14 protein-coding genes and 1 tRNA gene are annotated in these 17,065 nt (G+C 32.7%); 4 read left to right on the top strand and 11 right to left on the bottom strand.

The window, feature by feature from the left end:
- Positions 1–1,337 precede the first annotated feature (1,337 nt).
- A complete protein-coding gene (locus F1Z66_RS03900) occupies positions 1,338–1,598 on the bottom strand; it encodes a UBP-type zinc finger domain-containing protein (protein WP_149862294.1) in 261 nt (86 codons plus the stop codon).
- Between the two features lie 88 nt (positions 1,599–1,686).
- Between F1Z66_RS03900 and F1Z66_RS03895 the strand changes: the two genes are divergently transcribed.
- Positions 1,687–1,875 carry a hypothetical protein gene (locus tag F1Z66_RS03895; protein WP_149862293.1) on the top strand — a complete coding sequence of 63 codons (189 nt, stop codon included), beginning with the start codon at positions 1,687–1,689 and terminating at the stop codon, positions 1,873–1,875.
- A gap of 312 nt (positions 1,876–2,187) precedes the next feature.
- Here F1Z66_RS03895 and F1Z66_RS03890 read toward each other — a convergent pair whose 3' ends face one another.
- The 7 genes from F1Z66_RS03890 to F1Z66_RS03860 form a co-directional block, all read right to left on the bottom strand.
- The gene (locus F1Z66_RS03890) at positions 2,188–3,162 is read right to left on the bottom strand and encodes a hypothetical protein (protein WP_149862292.1); all 975 of its coding nucleotides are present in this window, start codon (positions 3,160–3,162) and stop codon (positions 2,188–2,190) included.
- 154 nt (positions 3,163–3,316) lie between these two features.
- A complete protein-coding gene (locus F1Z66_RS03885; RefSeq protein WP_159357555.1) occupies positions 3,317–4,405 on the bottom strand; it encodes a cation diffusion facilitator family transporter in 1,089 nt (362 codons plus the stop codon).
- 248 nt (positions 4,406–4,653) lie between these two features.
- Positions 4,654–4,727: transfer RNA gene (locus F1Z66_RS03880), tRNA-Pro, on the bottom strand.
- A 92-nt stretch (positions 4,728–4,819) separates the two neighbouring features.
- Positions 4,820–6,175: an NAD(P)/FAD-dependent oxidoreductase gene (locus F1Z66_RS03875; protein WP_255437888.1), complete on the bottom strand. Its 1,356-nt coding sequence runs from the start codon at positions 6,173–6,175 to the stop codon at positions 4,820–4,822.
- A gap of 65 nt (positions 6,176–6,240) precedes the next feature.
- A complete protein-coding gene (locus F1Z66_RS03870; RefSeq protein ID WP_149862289.1) occupies positions 6,241–6,615 on the bottom strand; it encodes a hypothetical protein in 375 nt (124 codons plus the stop codon).
- A gap of 114 nt (positions 6,616–6,729) precedes the next feature.
- On the bottom strand, positions 6,730–8,742 hold the full coding sequence (locus tag F1Z66_RS03865; RefSeq protein ID WP_149862288.1) for a DUF790 family protein: 2,013 nt from the start codon (positions 8,740–8,742) through the stop codon (positions 6,730–6,732).
- Positions 8,739–10,145, bottom strand: a complete 1,407-nt coding sequence (locus F1Z66_RS03860; protein WP_255437887.1) for a DEAD/DEAH box helicase family protein — start codon at positions 10,143–10,145, stop codon at positions 8,739–8,741. The genes F1Z66_RS03865 and F1Z66_RS03860 overlap by 4 nt, the downstream gene beginning before the upstream one ends.
- Positions 10,146–10,389: 244 nt before the next feature.
- Here F1Z66_RS03860 and F1Z66_RS03855 point away from each other — a divergent pair, with 244 nt between their 5' ends.
- From F1Z66_RS03855 to F1Z66_RS03845, 3 genes are all read left to right on the top strand, one after another.
- Positions 10,390–10,719 (top strand): hypothetical protein, encoded by a 330-nt coding sequence (locus F1Z66_RS03855; protein WP_149862286.1) that lies wholly within the window; start codon positions 10,390–10,392, stop codon positions 10,717–10,719.
- A gap of 114 nt (positions 10,720–10,833) precedes the next feature.
- Entirely contained in the window at positions 10,834–13,167 is a 2,334-nt protein-coding gene (locus F1Z66_RS03850) for a helicase-related protein (protein ID WP_230207440.1), read from the top strand.
- A gap of 543 nt (positions 13,168–13,710) precedes the next feature.
- Positions 13,711–13,944 carry a hypothetical protein gene (locus F1Z66_RS03845; RefSeq protein WP_149862284.1) on the top strand — a complete coding sequence of 78 codons (234 nt, stop codon included), beginning with the start codon at positions 13,711–13,713 and terminating at the stop codon, positions 13,942–13,944.
- Here the strand turns inward: F1Z66_RS03845 and F1Z66_RS03840 are convergent.
- The 3 genes from F1Z66_RS03840 to F1Z66_RS03830 form a co-directional block, all read right to left on the bottom strand.
- Positions 13,931–14,872, bottom strand: coding sequence for a proteasome assembly chaperone family protein (locus F1Z66_RS03840; protein ID WP_149862283.1), 942 nt, complete (start codon positions 14,870–14,872; stop codon positions 13,931–13,933). The genes F1Z66_RS03845 and F1Z66_RS03840 overlap by 14 nt on opposite strands.
- Positions 14,873–14,947: 75 nt before the next feature.
- On the bottom strand, positions 14,948–15,247 hold the full coding sequence (locus F1Z66_RS03835) for a hypothetical protein (protein ID WP_149862282.1): 300 nt from the start codon (positions 15,245–15,247) through the stop codon (positions 14,948–14,950).
- A gap of 382 nt (positions 15,248–15,629) precedes the next feature.
- Complete coding sequence (locus F1Z66_RS03830) at positions 15,630–16,853, bottom strand: glycosyltransferase (RefSeq protein WP_149862308.1); 1,224 nt, start codon at positions 16,851–16,853, stop codon at positions 15,630–15,632.
- Positions 16,854–17,065: the final 212 nt, after the last annotated feature.

Here is a 17,065-nt window from a genome sequence, read left to right as displayed (position 1 = left end):
TAATCCAAATTAATAAGATGGCAAGCAAACAACTATTAATTCCTCTTTATGTTATATCTGCGTCTTGATAAGTAATCTCTAGTATAATGAAATTCGTTACTAATGGATTATACAATAGTTTGCAACTTACTACACAATGTTTATATTTTAGGGAACTTATTTATATTTATACAAACTCCTGCAACTCCAAATGCAAACTGAATAATGAGATCTGTCCACTGCATAATTGATATTTCATATAATCCTTCCTAATCTTCGTTATGCCTGCTAGAGATGCACACAATTGCTTTTCGTCTATTCACGAACCGCCAGCACCATGCAGTACCCTACATGCCATGAAAGAATAAAACAATTTGATAAGAAATATTGCTGATCAATCATTGAGTACGATGATAAATATGAAATAGATGAAACTTCGTTGCTAATTTCACTAAAAATACATCTGGGTCTAGTTTAGGAATAGTTAACTGGGAAAAGAACGACAAACCAAAATCTTGTATTGAAGTGCCGTAACAATAAAAATTAAAGAAGAGGTGCCACTAATAATAATTGAAGTTAAATAGTTCTTGTTATTTGTGGTTTCCTAAACTACAGTAATATTTTAGATTTATCCATATTCGGCAACTGTTGTGTTTCTAATCATTGAGTTGCCATCAGTAATATGTATAATGTTCTAGTACAAGTATTTTTGGTAAGGTATGACCGTTAAATTGTTGATATTTAAGCAAATAGGAAGTTATAGATGTCCTGCAACCATCAGAGACGCGACTGCAAGAATGTTGGCAATAAGAAACAACATATTTTTCATACTTGTTTAAAAGTTGTTTTATTTGGTTTACTTATTGCCTGTAACCATTATATTTTACTTTTACGGATGTGTATGTAATATGTTGTGGACCATTAATCCTTAACATAGCGTATTCTATCATTTTCATTGGGATTATCCCTAAAAATCTAACAAACTTTGAGTTTTAAGGGCTTTTTCACCTGTAGTAGAGAATTAGGATGGATAAATAGATTGATAATCTTTTTGGATACATCTATGATGCCGAGAATAATTAATTTATAGATACATGTTATAAATTGGTGTAAGAATTAGACTAGGCTGTAATATTCTTTGGTAAAGGAAATTTATTAGCCTTTGTTATTATTTATATACCAAAGACTCGACAAAATGCATATTATTGAGATCTTATAACTATGGGTAGTATGGTAGAAAGATTTACCCAAATATAGAAATATTATTTGGTTGTACTACGAATTGATATATTGAAAGTAGGATTTATGTATAACAATGATTTGATGGGTTACTTGAAATTACTTTGACAATTTTTTTACTAGCCATACTGCTTATGTTCATAACACCATTTCCATGATTTGTTTGGTACTTCTATCATTACAGGGTGCTTGGTGGATTCAAAATGTTTTCTCGCATGTAAGCCAGCTGATGAATCGCAGCATCCAACATGTCCGCATGTCAAACACATTCTAAGCGCGACCCAATTACTTCCATCTTGATTACATACTTCACATACGTATGAATTTGGTTTATCAAAATTATCCATAGAGGATTGAGTGTGCTCACAACCTTTTTTCATAAATAAGATAAGTCATATTCACTTTAAGAATTATTCGATAAGCAAAGGTAATAGAGATTAAATAGTATGTTTATCATGGTTTGATGTTATGCCTCAAAATAACAAGAATAATCAAAACAATAGGGGTTTGGCATCTGCAAGTGCTGAAACTAGAGCAAGAGTCGCTAGAGCAGGTGGAAAAGCTAAACATGAGGAGAGGGGATTACAGGCAGCAGATCCTCAAACAAGAACTAGAGTCGCTAGAGCCGGTGGAAAAGCGTCCCGCAAAAATTCATAATTTAATGCAATCAGTCTCTGCTTTGCTTAACTCAATACCCGATATCATATGGATCCCATTGAATTTTCCTAAATTGTTCTAGAATATTGTATTTGGAGTCAATAGGGAAGTTTAATCTATCTTTTTACCAATTATAAATTCACTAGGAAATAGAGTTTTTAATAATTAGATAGCTTAGCAGTTAGGACTAAACAAACAGTCTGTCGTTCTGATACAAATCAAAATGTCTAACCTTTGTACCAGTAATATAAGAATTTTTTCTATTAATTAGATATTTTTATTGTTATTTAGCTTTACAATTCAGAAAAAAAATTATTGTTGTGCTGCTGCGTTATTTCCTGTATTATTTTGTGTTTGTGTATTTTGGTTGTTTCCAGAACCTTGTGTATTACCACCAGAAACTACTCCACTTCCTTGGTTAGAGGATTGTGATTGGCCTATAGCTTGATTAGCTGTATTACCACCGTTGCTGCTACCACTTCCACTACCACCTTGTTGACCTACCGCATTACTTCCTGTGTTTGTTTGTGTTTGTGTATTTTGGTTGTTTCCAGAACCTTGTGTATTACCACCAGAAACTACTCCACTTCCTTGGTTAGAGGATTGTGATTGGCCTATAGCTTGATTAGCTGTATTACCACTTTTTCCACTTCCACTACCGCCGCTTTGTGCTGCTGCGTTATTTCCTGTATTATTTTGTGTTTGTGTATTTTGGTTGTTTCCAGAACCTTGTGTATTACCACCAGAAACTACTCCACTTCCTTGGTTAGAGGATTGTGATTGGCCTATAGCTTGATTAGCTGTATTTGCTCCATTGCTTCCGCCTCCTTGCTGAGCCAATGCATTGTTACCACTGTTTTGCTGGTTTTGAGTATTCAAATTATTGCATGAAACAAATGTTCCTAAACCAGAAACACATAATGCATTTTGGTTAGAGGATTGTGATTGGCCTATGCCTTGGTTTGCAGTATTACCACCGTTGCTGTCATCATCATCATCATCATCATCATCATCATCATCATTACCGCCGCTTTGTGCTGCTGCGTTGTTACCACTGTTCGATTGGCTTTGAGTATTCAAATTATTACACGAGAAAAGAGTGCCGTCACCTGATACACAAACACCCAATTGAGTTGAAGATTGTGATTGGCCTATGCCTTGGTTTGCAGTATTACCTTGAGCAAATACATTCATGGTCATTGAAGTTGGACTCATTAACAGGATAAATGATACAACAAGGACTGCTGACATAACTAATGCTTTATTTACACTGAGGAGTTTATTCATCAAATTTGAGTATGCATAAAAATATATAAACTAAATTCTATCTTCATAAGATATAATATTGTTCACTCCATTATTTCTACGATCTTCTACTTTTTAATACTATATTACATTTACTTCTTCAAACATAAAGTACATTCTGAATTTTGTATACTGTTTATTTTGCATTTTCGTTTTGTTTATTACTTCTGTTCATGTAAGATGGTCTTCTCAATTTAATGCTTCTAAATTTATCCATTCTAGATGTTACTCTTGTTTCTGAAGCAGAGTATGGATGAGGAATCACTAATACCCTTTCGATTGAGGGGAATTGAGAACTAATGACTAATTGTATCTTTAAAGATAGCATCTCGACTTCTTCAAGTGATTCCTTTCCATCAACTGCAATATGTATTTCTGCTTGATCAACCATACCAGAAGATCGTAATAATACGTCTCTTACAAGAATTTTTTCATCACTAAATTGTTCTGAAATAATGTTTTTGATCATAACTGTGAGTTTAGGATTCTGCCATGAATCTATTAGTATCAACGATGATTTCTTGAGAGAGAGGTAAGAAACTGAAAATATGTAACAAGCTATTATCATCCCACCGATGCCATCCATTTGTACAAACCCAAATTGAGTCGCTACCAATATGCTAAAGAAACCTATTACAGATGCAGATCCATCCTTGATGGAATTCCTTGCATCGGTCTTTAAAGATAATAGATTATATTTGTTTGCGATGATGCGCATCTGGAAAGCTCTGTGTAGTGATAATGCACTTGCTCCTGCTAGTACAGCCATAACTATGTATGGGTGCCTAATTTCATGAGGATTGATTAATGCTTGATAGGAGTTGTAGAATATTATTACACCAATTATTATCATTCCTATTGCGGCTATTAATGCTGAAAAACTTTCTACTTTGTGATATCCAAAGTGGAATTTCTTATCTGCAGGTCTGTGAGCAATTCTTAGTCCCAATAAGACTATAAACGAAATTGCAGCGTCGGATATGGAATCAATTCCATCTGCCATAGCTACTACACTGCCACTTAATATGCCAGTTATAATTTCGACGATACCAATTGCCAAAAGGGTGATAACCGAAATCTTTGCGATCTTCTTTCCAGCGACAATTCCTTCCTGTACCAAATTAGGAGACTGTTGCTGTGGGTTACCATTTTTGATTAAATTATCTTTGAGTTCTGTGAGATCGTCAGTAGAATTATTCCGTTTACTGTCTTCTAAATCGTCCAAATTAAAATTTATTTTAATATCTTGTGCACACTATTTAAAATTTGCTAGCTTACCAATCTTTCTCAAATAAATTTGTCTAAATTTGATTTATTTAAGTAAATTGTAAATAATATAAATCTATTTTTAAATTATTTTGAACATTTTGTATAGTGAATAGAAAGAATTCTTGCCATTTTTTGATTACTCATAACCCGAGGATCATTTATCATACACCTCACAAGATGATAGTCATTCTAAAAAGTAGAAGGTGGGATCAGCCGGATTCGAACCGGCGACCTCCAGCGCCCGAGGCTGGCATCATACCAAGCTAGACTATGATCCCTTCCTTTGTTAGATCTTCTTGTTAACTTGATGACCTATTTTATTGTGTCTCATAACTTTCATTTAGTTTAAAATTTACTTAGCTGATTCGAACTACTTAAATTCTACTTCTATTTCTTTTCTACAGTTTTCTATTAGTTTTTCATCAAATGGTGTTAAATTCGTTAATTTTCTTTGTTCTATGCCATTGTTATTATATCTCAATATACCTTTGTCTACTAGTTTAAAGACTAATGCGTAAGCTATTGGAAAAACACCTGTAGCACCAGGAGAATTGTAATTTAAAATATGTAATACATTATTGTGCAGTTTGAATATTGGGCTCGATATAAAATCTCCATTTTTGTCTATAATGTTCGCGCGAATTCCAGACGTTCCACGAATCGTGAAATCTTTTGCTTCAATACTGGGAAGAAATTTTTTCACCCTTTTTATCATATATCTTTTCGAAACACTACTTAGCGCTTCCGTTGCAACTAAATTGAACATTTCTTTTCTTAGTATGGATTTATTTATTCTATGCTCTCCTAGTGTTAACTTGTATAACTTTGGGAAGAATTCCTTTAGATTATTGAGTTTATCATATCCATATGGAGAAAAAACGGGACAGGCATTAGGCCCTATCTCTCTATGTCCATTTGTACGAATAATCCAATGTGGATCTAAAAAGGGAAATTGATGAAATTGAGGTATTGAATAAATACTACGCCTAGTCAAATTATTATATTTTGAAGGTGCAATCCAATATTCTCCCAAAAAGAAAAGATCTTGATAGCCATGTTCTATTTTTGTTGTGTTCATTACATTGAGTGCATTACTTCCTGAAGCATTAATCAGAAAGTCAAATTTCATTTGTCTAACCGCATTCCCGTCCATATTCTGATATTCTATTATTCCAGGTAAGTCCAAATTTCTGTCTGTTTTTATGTTTATAACTTTTGATAACGTGGCAATTTTCACTTCTCGATCGTTATTGAGAAAGTGATTAGCGAGAAGTCTTGTGATTTGACCATAATCTACTGATGCATCCTTTTTGCATAATATGGCCTGATGGCATTTGACATGTGGTTCAATCATTTTGACCTCATTTTGATCTAAAAGTTTTATCTCATCGTAATTCAATCCATTTTTTATCCCCCAATCCAGATGGAATGAAAGTATTTTAGCTGAATCTGCATCAGTAGCTACCTCCAATACTCCGTCTTCTTCAAATGGGATTTTATTTGCTTCACAATAATTTTTCCAGAATTGATAACCATACAACGCGGCTTTGGCCCAGACTCTTTTCTTTTCTGGATGATAAATGAATGGCGCATGTACTTTCCCTGTATTTCTAGAACTTGTATGCAAAGCTGGTTTTGCTTCTTGTTCCAAAATAGTTATTTTCGACTTACATAAAGAAGAGATTACGTTTGCGAGAGCTAATCCTAGAATTCCTGCACCTACAATTATTATATTATCTTTTTCGTTTATTTCTTGACCCTAATTCCTAAACAAAATTCTCTTATTCTTGTTCATACTCCTGTCATTGTAACTTTTCCTGCCATTAAAGATTGGTTAATTTCTTGGATCTCATGGCTTTTGTGTTTTCTGCGTTCTACTACATATCCTGATTTAGAATGATAATATATTATCATGTCTGTAGGGTAAAAAGAAATCATTGAATGATTGTCTGAATCAGAGGCGAGATGTCTGAGATGAATGTTTTCCCATTCAAATAGTTTGTCTATATTGCCGTCGAAATGAAATTCACTGCCGCAAATACACTGAACATATCTCCAACTCTGTTTAATGTTCCTTAACCACCTGTCATTTTGTTGCCCTGATTTATTATCTGTCTCATCAAGAAATTCGTTTTTTTCCTTTGCATTTTTGGACGGTTGCATCATTCTACTTCAGTCGCCTTAAATAATTATTAATGTTGTCTTGTTTTAAATCTGTTTACTTTCCTTAAGTTCGGGGTTTATCCATATATATATACATATCATATCGATCGTCAGACGTTAAGAGTCGTCTTTTTTATGAAATGAATGATTTAGATTATTGGAGTCTTTTGCCACAACCAATTTTGCTTTTGAATAGTCTAGGCCTGCCCAATCTATTTGAAATCCAAGAAAATTGAGCAGGTCGATATGTATCTTTTCAGGTATTTCTTTTGATTTTAACAAGTCAATTGCCTTGCCTAAAGTAGAAATCTCTTTTATTTCGTTAAAAATTTCATCTAAAATTCTCTTCTTAAATATGCATTCTTTTATCAAAATTAATCCCTGTCGAGATATTTCTTCCTTAATTAAGTTGCTAAAATGTGGATTCTTATTAAATAAATCTGATAGTCTTATTTTTTCAAAAGTGTTGACCTGCCTATCTGTCTTAATAATCTTCTCGAGTTCGTCAAACAATATCAAACTCCTTTCTGTATTTGAGAGATCCTTTAATGAATTTGCAAACTTTATCATTAAATTTTCTTGATTCGATTCATTAAGAAATTGATGCTTCAGATATCTTTCCTCAATTGCTTTGAGATATGAAATAATATCTTTAAAGGATATTCTATTTTGCTTATAAGATGTTAACAATATGTTCTGATTGTTGCTATCGTTCATGTTTTTAATGCCTATAAAATTTTCATTTTCACTCATTTCGTATGACATCAAATTTGCATAATTAATAACCAAAATCATAAAAAAATACTCATTACTATATTTCTTATTCTGAATAATATCATTTAATTTTAATAACTTTCTTTCGAGATATTCTTTGGTCCAAAATCCAACTATCTCAACTAATATTTTGATATCATATTTGGATAAGACAAAGTCTGGTATGAAAGCTGCTTTATGAGTCGTGATAATAGGTCCTGGTTCTCTCTCAATTTTCCATCCTGATCGCATAAGTTCAAATTGTTCTGAAAATATTTTTTCTATTTTACTATCGTAAGATGCCTGTGATATGCTTAAATCCTTTTCTGAACTGAATGATAGATCAGTAGCAGTACGATTCACATAAAGAGTATTTAGAATATTCTGATTTTGAATACCTAAAGTCGGTATAAAATCGGGATAAGTGTCATATGCAATCTCAAATTTGTAAATTGATTTCTTTCCATTAATTGAATTCTTAAGTATGTCACAGCTTATATTCCATTTTTGTGATTTTAATATGTATGGAAACAGTTTAGAAATAGCGTTTCCATATCTATCAGTTAACTTTAAGACATTTAGGGCTCCTTCTATGGTACAAATCATCTTAGGATTGCTTTGGGACCTTTTATCGTTATTATCTGACTCATTTTCATTACCATAATCGAGCGAATCAAGCCAATACATTAATCCCAGTCTTTTCACATCTCTTAAGATTTCTTTCCATATTGTTCCTTCACTAAGATTTGATTGTAACCATACCTTCATTTGAATACATCCAAAGAGTAATGTTTGAACTGAAGATATGTTATACATGTAAAGTAACTGTTCGGGCGTAACTGGGTTAAGGCTTCTGATTATAGAGTTTTCTTCCAGATCTGACCACATTATCTCTAATAAAGAACTAACCTTAATGCCTAATCTATTGGAAACGTTTTGTAAAATTGTTTCTCTCTTGTTCTTGTCAGTCGCAATGCCTAGCATAGAAGATTCGGCAAATACTGCTTTTCTGATTTCTGGGGCAGAAAAATTTTCGAACAAATTTCTGTTATCATATAAATCATTATAACCATTTTCTGTGGGATGTTTAACTTCAGTTAAATTTCTATGTATGTGTGAACTGAAAGTACATCTTCTTTCTAAGATGGTGGACAATCCTCTAACGAGTTTAAAATCCTTATAAACATATTCTATGTTCTTTAGTAACTGATCTAAATTTTCCTTTATCTCTTTGTTTCTAAAGCAGTATTCAAACGCTTGTATTATTTGTGTGGCTATTTCTAGATCCTTTGAGTTTTTGTCTAAGGAACATAATACAGGGAGAATTCTATTGTTCTTATTATCTAGTTTGTACCTTAAGATGTCGGAAGGGATCATTTCTGTAAGTTATTTTTGTGATTTATACTGTTTACTCCTTTGTTTCTTCTAGTGCTAGTATAAATTTCACTTGTATCAGCTGATATTATCTCTATAAGATCAGCTACGTTCTCTATCTCAGATTTGGGCCTTAATATTCTTCCAAGCCTTTGTATGAATTCTCTCTTACTACCTGTTCCACTTAATATGATGCCCATATTCGCATCAGGAACATCCGTTCCTTCATCTAGGACCTTTGTAGTCACGATGATTTTGTACTGTCCTTTCTTAAAACTGTTTAAGATTTGGTTTCTTTCGTCATTTTTTGTTCTGTGTGTTATCACAGGAATCAAGAACCGATCTGAAATGATATATGCAAGTTTAGTATGTACTGTAAATATTATAATTTTTTTAAGCAAATTTTGTTTCAGAATGTTCTCTAATTCTGCTACTTTGGCTTGGCTGTTAAGTGCTATATCTAATGCTTCATTTCTTAATAATAATGCCTTTCTAAGATTGGGGTTTTTTCCTGATAACATAATTAGCTTTTCTAGTTTTATTGGATAATAGATCTTCGAATCCCTTAACAATTGTTTATATTCATTCATTGATTTATTGTATCTGTGTGACTCCTCAGGTAACATGTTGATCTTCATCTTTCTTAATCTAAATTTTGCTAGATGATTGTCTTTAGATAGTTCATGAAAATCCCGATCGTATATTACATTCCCTACTAGTTTGTATATATTCATATGTTTTCCATCTTCTCTCTCTATAGTTGCAGTCAAACCCATTCTTAATGGCGATATAAATTGTTCGCCAATCAAGGAATATTTGTCTGAACCTAGATGATGTACTTCATCAAATATCAAGAATTCAAATTTGTTTCCTAGATAGGATGATTTCAAATATGCAGAATCGTATGTTGTTATTGTAATGGTTCCTATTTTCTCATTCCCACCACCTAACTTTCCTAATTGATCCGGCTCCTCTAGTATATTAGACACCTCCTCGTACCATTGTTCTACAAGGTTTAGTGTTGGGACAACTATCAGAGTCGAAGTGTTGGTTTCTCTTATTGCCTCTAAAGCTATAACTGTTTTGCCAGTCCCAGTTGGCAAAACGATACATCCTCTTCTATTATTGATCTTCCATTTTGCAAGAGCCTCTTTTTGATAGTTTCTTAGATTAATTGTCTTTTTTTCTTTGAATTTATCACCATGTAATGGAACCAAATAATTGGGCACATAGTCCAAATAATTAATTTTGTTGTTATTGAAATATTTTATTATTTCTTGATAATTCATACCCAATGCTCTGTATTTGCTGGTTCTGGGGTCCAAAACAGAAAATGGACTGTGAAATACACCATCAATAACTATGGTGCCTTTATCGTAATTGAGCTTTGTAGTGGTTTTTGTGATTATATATTATATATAAACAATCGTTTTTATTTAATTATCGTTGTTGATTAAATGAATATAACCATAAACATAAATGTGTACTTTTCACACAATTTTTTCTCGTAAATTAATTATTCTTATGTTCATAGAATATAATTAAATAGCAAAATATGTTTAATTAATTAATCGTCAGTTAAAAAATTTTTTAGATATGTAAATAGATAAAATTAAAAGGATAGTCTATGGAGTATTAATTGCTTATAAAATGTCGGGAGATGAACGATTATCACAATTTTTGAAAGAAGGTAAGGATTGGGAACGAAAACCAACAAATGTTGCTGGCGTTTTCTTATTTAAACTACCTGAATACCGTGGTAGACCTCCAACTATTGCAATTGAAATTAACCCATTAAATTCCAATGGTACCCCTAGTAAGAAGCGTGGTATTGTAATCAAATCCCTTGAAGAATTAAATTCCATTTCGGATCTAGTTGGAAATCCTAAAGTTACCCAACTTGCACAGTCAATTGATAATGTAAATCCTGAGAGAAAAACTGTACCAAAGGGTGATACTAGTGAAGTTTTTGAAATATGATATAAGCTAAAATGTTTTTTGTATTCCTAATGTCACTGAAATCCTGTTAGATATGGCTATAATATAACTTTGACAAAAATAAATTATTTTTCACATCCTCTATTACGGGATAATGTGCTCAATTACAGACAATATCAACAAGATATTGTAACCAAATTGCTATATAATAATTCCTTAGTTGTAATCCCTACATCCTTAGGTAAAACCATCATTGCGTTATTGGTTTGTATAGATATTTTATTTAATTGGAAGCACTCTAAGGTTTTGATTTTGGCACCAACTAGACCACTTGTTATGCAACATTTTAATATGTTTAGAAGCCATACTGTTTTATCAGAACAATGTGTAGCTCTTACGGGTAATGTTTCTCCTGAAATTCGAGAAACAATTTGGAGATCGCATTCAATAAGAATTTTTTTTGCAACGCCTGAATTAGTAATTAATGATTTACGTAATAATCTTATAAAAAAGGAGGACTTTTACTTGCTTGTTTTTGACGAAGCTCAACGAACAGTCAAAGATTACAGCTATACTCATATTGCAAAACAGTTTTATGATGCTGCTACCAATATGAGACCCCCATTAATTCTGGGGTTATCAGCTAGTCCAGGATTTACCGAGGAAAAAGTGAGAGAAGTGTGTTCTAATTTATTCATAGAACAAATCATTGCCAAGACAGAAGATGATGCAGATGTACTTCCCTATGTCTATAACACAAGCATAGAATATTGCCATTTAAAGATGACTGATTCTGACGTAGAAATTTCAAGATTGCTGAAATCCATGATCAGTGACTATATTGGATGGTTGATCAAAAATAAATTTCTGAAAAAGAAGCAAATTGAAAATGTTTATAAAAAAGATCTATTGGAACTTAGAGACAGTATTATTTCGCATCTTGATCCAAAAAACCCCAATTTTTTGTTAATAGCTGGATTAAAGTATCAATCCATTTCTATGATATTGTATTACTGTCGTGACCTGATAGAGTCTCAAGGAGATTTTGCTCTCAGAAAATTTCTTAACTCGTCAAAATTAAATGAGTCAAAGACATATGCCGAGTTTTTTGCTGATAATAGAATAAAGGAGATTGTCCAAATCCTCAATATCCATATCAACAAAAGTTCACCTAAGTTGGAAAAGCTGTTGTCGATTATTGCAGAATTTGGGTTATTAGAGAAATATCAAGAGTTTAATTTAAAACATAACTCCAAAACTAATTTCACTCAAAAAAACCTTAAACTTGAATCTATAAACGGGAACTCATTTGAAAAACAGACTTTCAAACCAATACAAAAGAAGATTCTAATCTTTTCGCAATATAGGAACACTCTGGAAGAAATTACTGAATTTCTTAATATGCATAATATATCATGTAAGGGTTTCTTTGGACAATCTAAAAAGAATGGCCAAAAGGGACTAGATCAGGACAAACAATTATCTATATTGGAGGATTTTCGAAATGGAAAGTTTCAAGTTCTGGTTGCGACTTCTGTTGCTGAAGAGGGGCTAAATATTCCAAATGTCGATCTAGTAATTTTCTATGAACCTGTTCCAAGTGAAATTAGGTTCATACAGAGAAAAGGCAGGACTGGGAGATTTTCTAATGGAAGAGTCATCATTTTAAGTTATGAGGACTCTATTGACATCAAATACCTGGATTCTTCAAAGAGAAAACTATCCAAGATGAAGGCCTTGCTTCAAAATGCCAATTTCTCGTTGACCACTTTTGATAAGAGAGACTTTGGACAATGTGATAGAATTTCGGAATCAGAATTGGATCATATAAGAAAGAGGCACTCAAGAATACCCAAACTTACAAAGCAAAGTGTAGATGAGGGCACACATGTTATTGCAAACGTTAGTAGCAACCCAGTTATAGAATCCATTACATCTAGTTCTAATCGGAACATCAAACATCTTTTGAAAAAATTATCTTATGGGTATACTCGAGCTAATTCTTCTAATGATGAGGATTCTAATTTAAGTGATAGTTTGGAGGATCTTTTCGAGGTTTCTTTAAATTTAGATAGAAAGAAGATAACCAGTAGAATCCAACGACAAATTATGGAATTACTAAGCCAAGTTGGACGTTCGGGATTACAAGTTTCGCAATTAGATGAAATCAATGTTAAAGATAAAAGTATCGTGGCGGATGCGATAAACAATTTGAAAAAATCAAAGCGAATTACAATTTCAGAGGATGATGTTATAATTCCAATCGAATCAAAAAAGTTTTTGTCAGGAAATAAGTATTCTGTTTTTGTAGAAAAGATTATGACAGGAAAGGCTCTTGTTAGAGTCAATGAAAAATGGTATGCATTACTAGATCACTCTGATTACTTTGGTCCTAGGGCATTATTAAAAAAAGGAAATACTATTACTATTATTGGGGAACTATATCGAAATTCAGGTAAACTTCATTTATTGGTAAAAAGGACATTATAGATTAAGAATCCTAGATGTCAAGTGTCATGGATGTGATCATCAATTCTTCTTATTACCAAAAATAGCCCGACTTGCTTTTTTTTATGGTTAAGTTATATTTTATTATAATATAATATAATTTATGAATTATTCCATCTATATATATGGCAAAGGTTGTCGACATTAATGTTTATATTCTTTAGAGGAAGAACTAGTTTCATACAAGATTGTCGGTATGACTAAAATAATTTTAATCGATATGATGCTTTCTTTGATTAACGATAAATACAATTTATTGTAATTCATTTATTTATGTGATGTAATTCTCTCTGAATTTCTGTATACCTTTTATAGTTACAAATCCGATCATGAGTTCGAGAGAAACAATAAATGACTCACTGCAAAGGATTCTGGTATTGGACCCGAGTCTGACACAAACAGAATATTACACCCGGCCTAATTTATGCGATTATATGTACGATAGTAAAAATCGTCTTACCATGCTTAGGCGATCATGACTGAAATTAAACCGACACTTTTTCACCTTCTGCAATATTTAAAACATTGCTGACGACACTAGCAGGTCAGTTTCCAATCGTACATGATAAGGATTTTAGATTTAGAGAGGAGAATCTATGTTCACTCAATACTCCAACAAATGATATACACCTTACAATAGCTGTTATGAAAACAAAGTTAAGGGGTATGGAATACATGTCCACGGTAATGACTGTCGAACATTCAAATGATTATATTTTAACTTTACCGAGTCATACAAAGAAAATCAGCCATACATAAATCGATGACTAGAAACATTTCCTTCATCTTGCCCGCCTGTGCCTCCTACCACTCGCTGTTCTTGTTCTGCTTTAATGATTTGTTCTAATTGTTTTTTCAATTTTTGACCCTGTTCTCTCAACTGGGTAGTTTCGATTTTTAATTTATCGTCGTTGATAAAATTATTGAAAGTTTCTATCAAAAGCGAAGCGCCTTCAGGATCAGGTATTCCGCTGGACGAGGGAATAAGAATTGCCGCACACGGTATCTGATAAGATAGGCAAGAAGATAATAATCCTCCAGCTATACCGCCTATGAATGTAGTGTATTTTTTACTCGAATCTTCTATTGCATTCCTATTAAAGTTGCTTTGAGAACTCCCTTCTTGTTTGATTGGTCGATTGGATTCTCTGTCAGAATTTTCTGAGGATTGAGTTTCTGCAATTTTAATCTCACTACTATGATTTTGTTCCATATTTTCGCTTGCAAGAATAACTGTCTTTCTATCTGAATCTGGTATACCTTGAACCGGGATTCCATCTAACACCATTACTTCTTCTATGGAATTCTTGATGGCCCAGTCCATCACTGCATCTAGTACAAAATGAGTCCCATCCATCATTATGGGTGCTTCGCATACTAGCACACAAACATTGCCTTCTTTGTTTGCATACAAGCGAAATGGATGTCTTAATTTACCATCAATAAAAATGACCCCGGGTGAGATATAGTGGGATTCTACAAATGCTATTTGATACATCTCTAGCTTATCAATAATATAACTAGTACTGATTGATCCAACGAGTCCTGGACCTGGAAAACCTGCAATCAGTATAGTTCGATCCTTTTTCAAATTATTCAGATCTGCAATTGTTATTATTTTGGTTGTAGTAGAAGCTCCAACTCCTATACTTGGTTCTCCCTTTGGATTTGTCGACACGGGATTCATTAATCGTCTATACCTCTCATGTTTGCTTATTAATAATATGGTTAATAACGATTATACAGACGATACGGGCTCTGTTCACTTAATATGTTTTATTTCATTGTTATGATAATCTACAAAGAGCCGCAGCCAATTCCGTACATGCTTTAACTTGCAATTCTTTATTCTACAATGAAAGTAATCATCAAAACTTTGCGTTCTGTCTTTAATGTATTGCATTTTCATTTCTGTAAGGCTCTTCTCTACTGAAGAATGAATGTGATGATCGAGATTTAAGGATCTACAAGCCTGTAGATTCCAAGTACCTCCATAAGTGGATACTGGATGTTTGCCATAAATCTTGACTACCTTCGATAGAAATCTCTCTATTATCAGCATGTTTCTTTAGATATAGTTACTGCGAGAATTTACCTGTTTTCTGGCTCTATGATTACCCAAAGCCATATGTATTCTGACCCAACCTTCAACAATAAGGTCTCATCGACAATAAATTCAAAAATCCTATCTTTCTTAATTTATTGTTGGATGGGGATTTTGACTACAGCTTCACATTGAAACGTTATGATTTGTTTTATTTTGAATAAGAGATATATGTTTTGGAATCTCATCTAGTCGATAATTCAAGTAAAATATAAAATATGATCAATATCTGATTCAGATGTTCTGTTTTTTTGTTGTTGATCATGATTGAAGTAGAGCATCTTCAAGCAATTGAATTTTTCGTTAAGTTAACGAAGCCAGACAAGACTTTAATAACTATTTATTCCCATATATTTTCCTTAAAGGTTAATTTCTTGTTGAACAAAAAGTTGCTTACCGATGCAATTGTCACCCCTAGTAATAATGAAATATCATATGACATTCCTGATTCTCTTAGGAAATATATGGACAAGAATTGTATGAGTATTCCCAGTGAACTACATCCAACAAACATTCCGTACTGCTTAATAGATCTGATCAGATCTCTATTCTTGTCCTCAAAAGTCCAGAATTTGTTTAGCAAGAAGTTAGTGGTAACGGATACTGCAATTCCTACTGCCGTTGCTTGTAGATATTCCAGATTACCAAGAATTCCATTTGAAAATAGTATAGATATTATATAATTGAGGACAAACCCGCTAGCTCCTACAGTATAGAATCTAGCAGCTTTTGAAATAAACTTGACCGATTTTCTGCTTTCTGATTGAGTATTTTGTCTCTTTGATTTTCTACCATATCTATAAAGCTTCCAAACTGCTTTCAGATAGTCAACAATTGTTGAAAAATCCAACTTGCTTTGACCATGTTTTCTATCTCTGAATGTATAAGGAATTTCCTTAACACAAATATTATTATTCTTTTTAATCAAAATCTCCAGCAAAATTTTAAATCCATTTGTATTAAACTCTACATCTTGCAATACATGTTTCGGAAACGCAAAAAATCCTGACATGGGGTCGTAAACGTTTTTAAGAGATAAACCGTGCCTCGCAATCCAGTTAGCTCCTTGACTTAACAAAAATCTCTTAAATGACATCCCATCAATCGCTCCACCATCTACATAGCGAGAACCAATAATGATACAATTTGGTGCTTTTTTCAATTCACTGATCATTTTGTTTATTACTTCTGGGGGATGAGAAAAATCCGCATCCATTATTAGAACGTTTTTACCTTTGCAAAGGCCTATACCATTGACTATAGCAGCTATTAACCCAGCTTTTTCCTTCCTATGAATTACTCTAATCAAAACGTTCTTTGAGATTAATTTCTGTTTAGGTGCCTTTGAGTTCTCTTCGATATATTTCTCCACAATAAGTCCTGTGCCATCTGGAGAGTTATCGTCTACAATTATGATTTCAACATTGGTTTTAGCAGGAATATTAAATTGAATTTGGTTTAAAAGCTCTCTTATATTCAAGGATTCATTGAAAGTAGGGATAATAATAGAAACAAATTTTTGATCATCTTTGACCTCTTGCAGAGTATCATTCACATTAAGCATTGTCACGGCTACTTCCTCATCTCACATTTAATCAATTATCAAAATACTATATAATACATACGATTGTTTTCTAATATTAGAATGAGTTTAATGTGTTCAAAGTCAGGTCTACTATTAAATTCCATTTACGATAATCAACAATTGTTTTTCTTTATACCGGGGAGACAAATTGATTGAGAAAAATATTTGTAAAAAAACATTAGTTAAGATAT

The sequence above is a fragment of the Candidatus Nitrosocosmicus agrestis genome (assembly GCF_008389435.1).
GTDB lineage: Archaea > Thermoproteota > Nitrososphaeria > Nitrososphaerales > Nitrososphaeraceae > Nitrosocosmicus > Nitrosocosmicus agrestis.
This window is presented reverse-complemented; position numbering and strand designations above follow the sequence as displayed.

Coding starts and splice junctions, on each gene's coding strand:
- F1Z66_RS03900 (WP_149862294.1), bottom strand. CDS start 1,598: ATGAAAAAAGGTTGTGAGCACACTCAATCCTCTATGGATAATTTTGAT.
- F1Z66_RS03895 (WP_149862293.1), top strand. CDS start 1,687: ATGCCTCAAAATAACAAGAATAATCAAAACAATAGGGGTTTGGCATCT.
- F1Z66_RS03890 (WP_149862292.1), bottom strand. CDS start 3,162: ATGAATAAACTCCTCAGTGTAAATAAAGCATTAGTTATGTCAGCAGTC.
- F1Z66_RS03870 (WP_149862289.1), bottom strand. CDS start 6,615: ATGATGCAACCGTCCAAAAATGCAAAGGAAAAAAACGAATTTCTTGAT.
- F1Z66_RS03865 (WP_149862288.1), bottom strand. CDS start 8,742: ATGATCCCTTCCGACATCTTAAGGTACAAACTAGATAATAAGAACAAT.
- F1Z66_RS03855 (WP_149862286.1), top strand. CDS start 10,390: ATGTCGGGAGATGAACGATTATCACAATTTTTGAAAGAAGGTAAGGAT.
- F1Z66_RS03840 (WP_149862283.1), bottom strand. CDS start 14,872: ATGAATCCCGTGTCGACAAATCCAAAGGGAGAACCAAGTATAGGAGTT.
- F1Z66_RS03835 (WP_149862282.1), bottom strand. CDS start 15,247: ATGCTGATAATAGAGAGATTTCTATCGAAGGTAGTCAAGATTTATGGC.
- F1Z66_RS03830 (WP_149862308.1), bottom strand. CDS start 16,853: ATGCTTAATGTGAATGATACTCTGCAAGAGGTCAAAGATGATCAAAAA.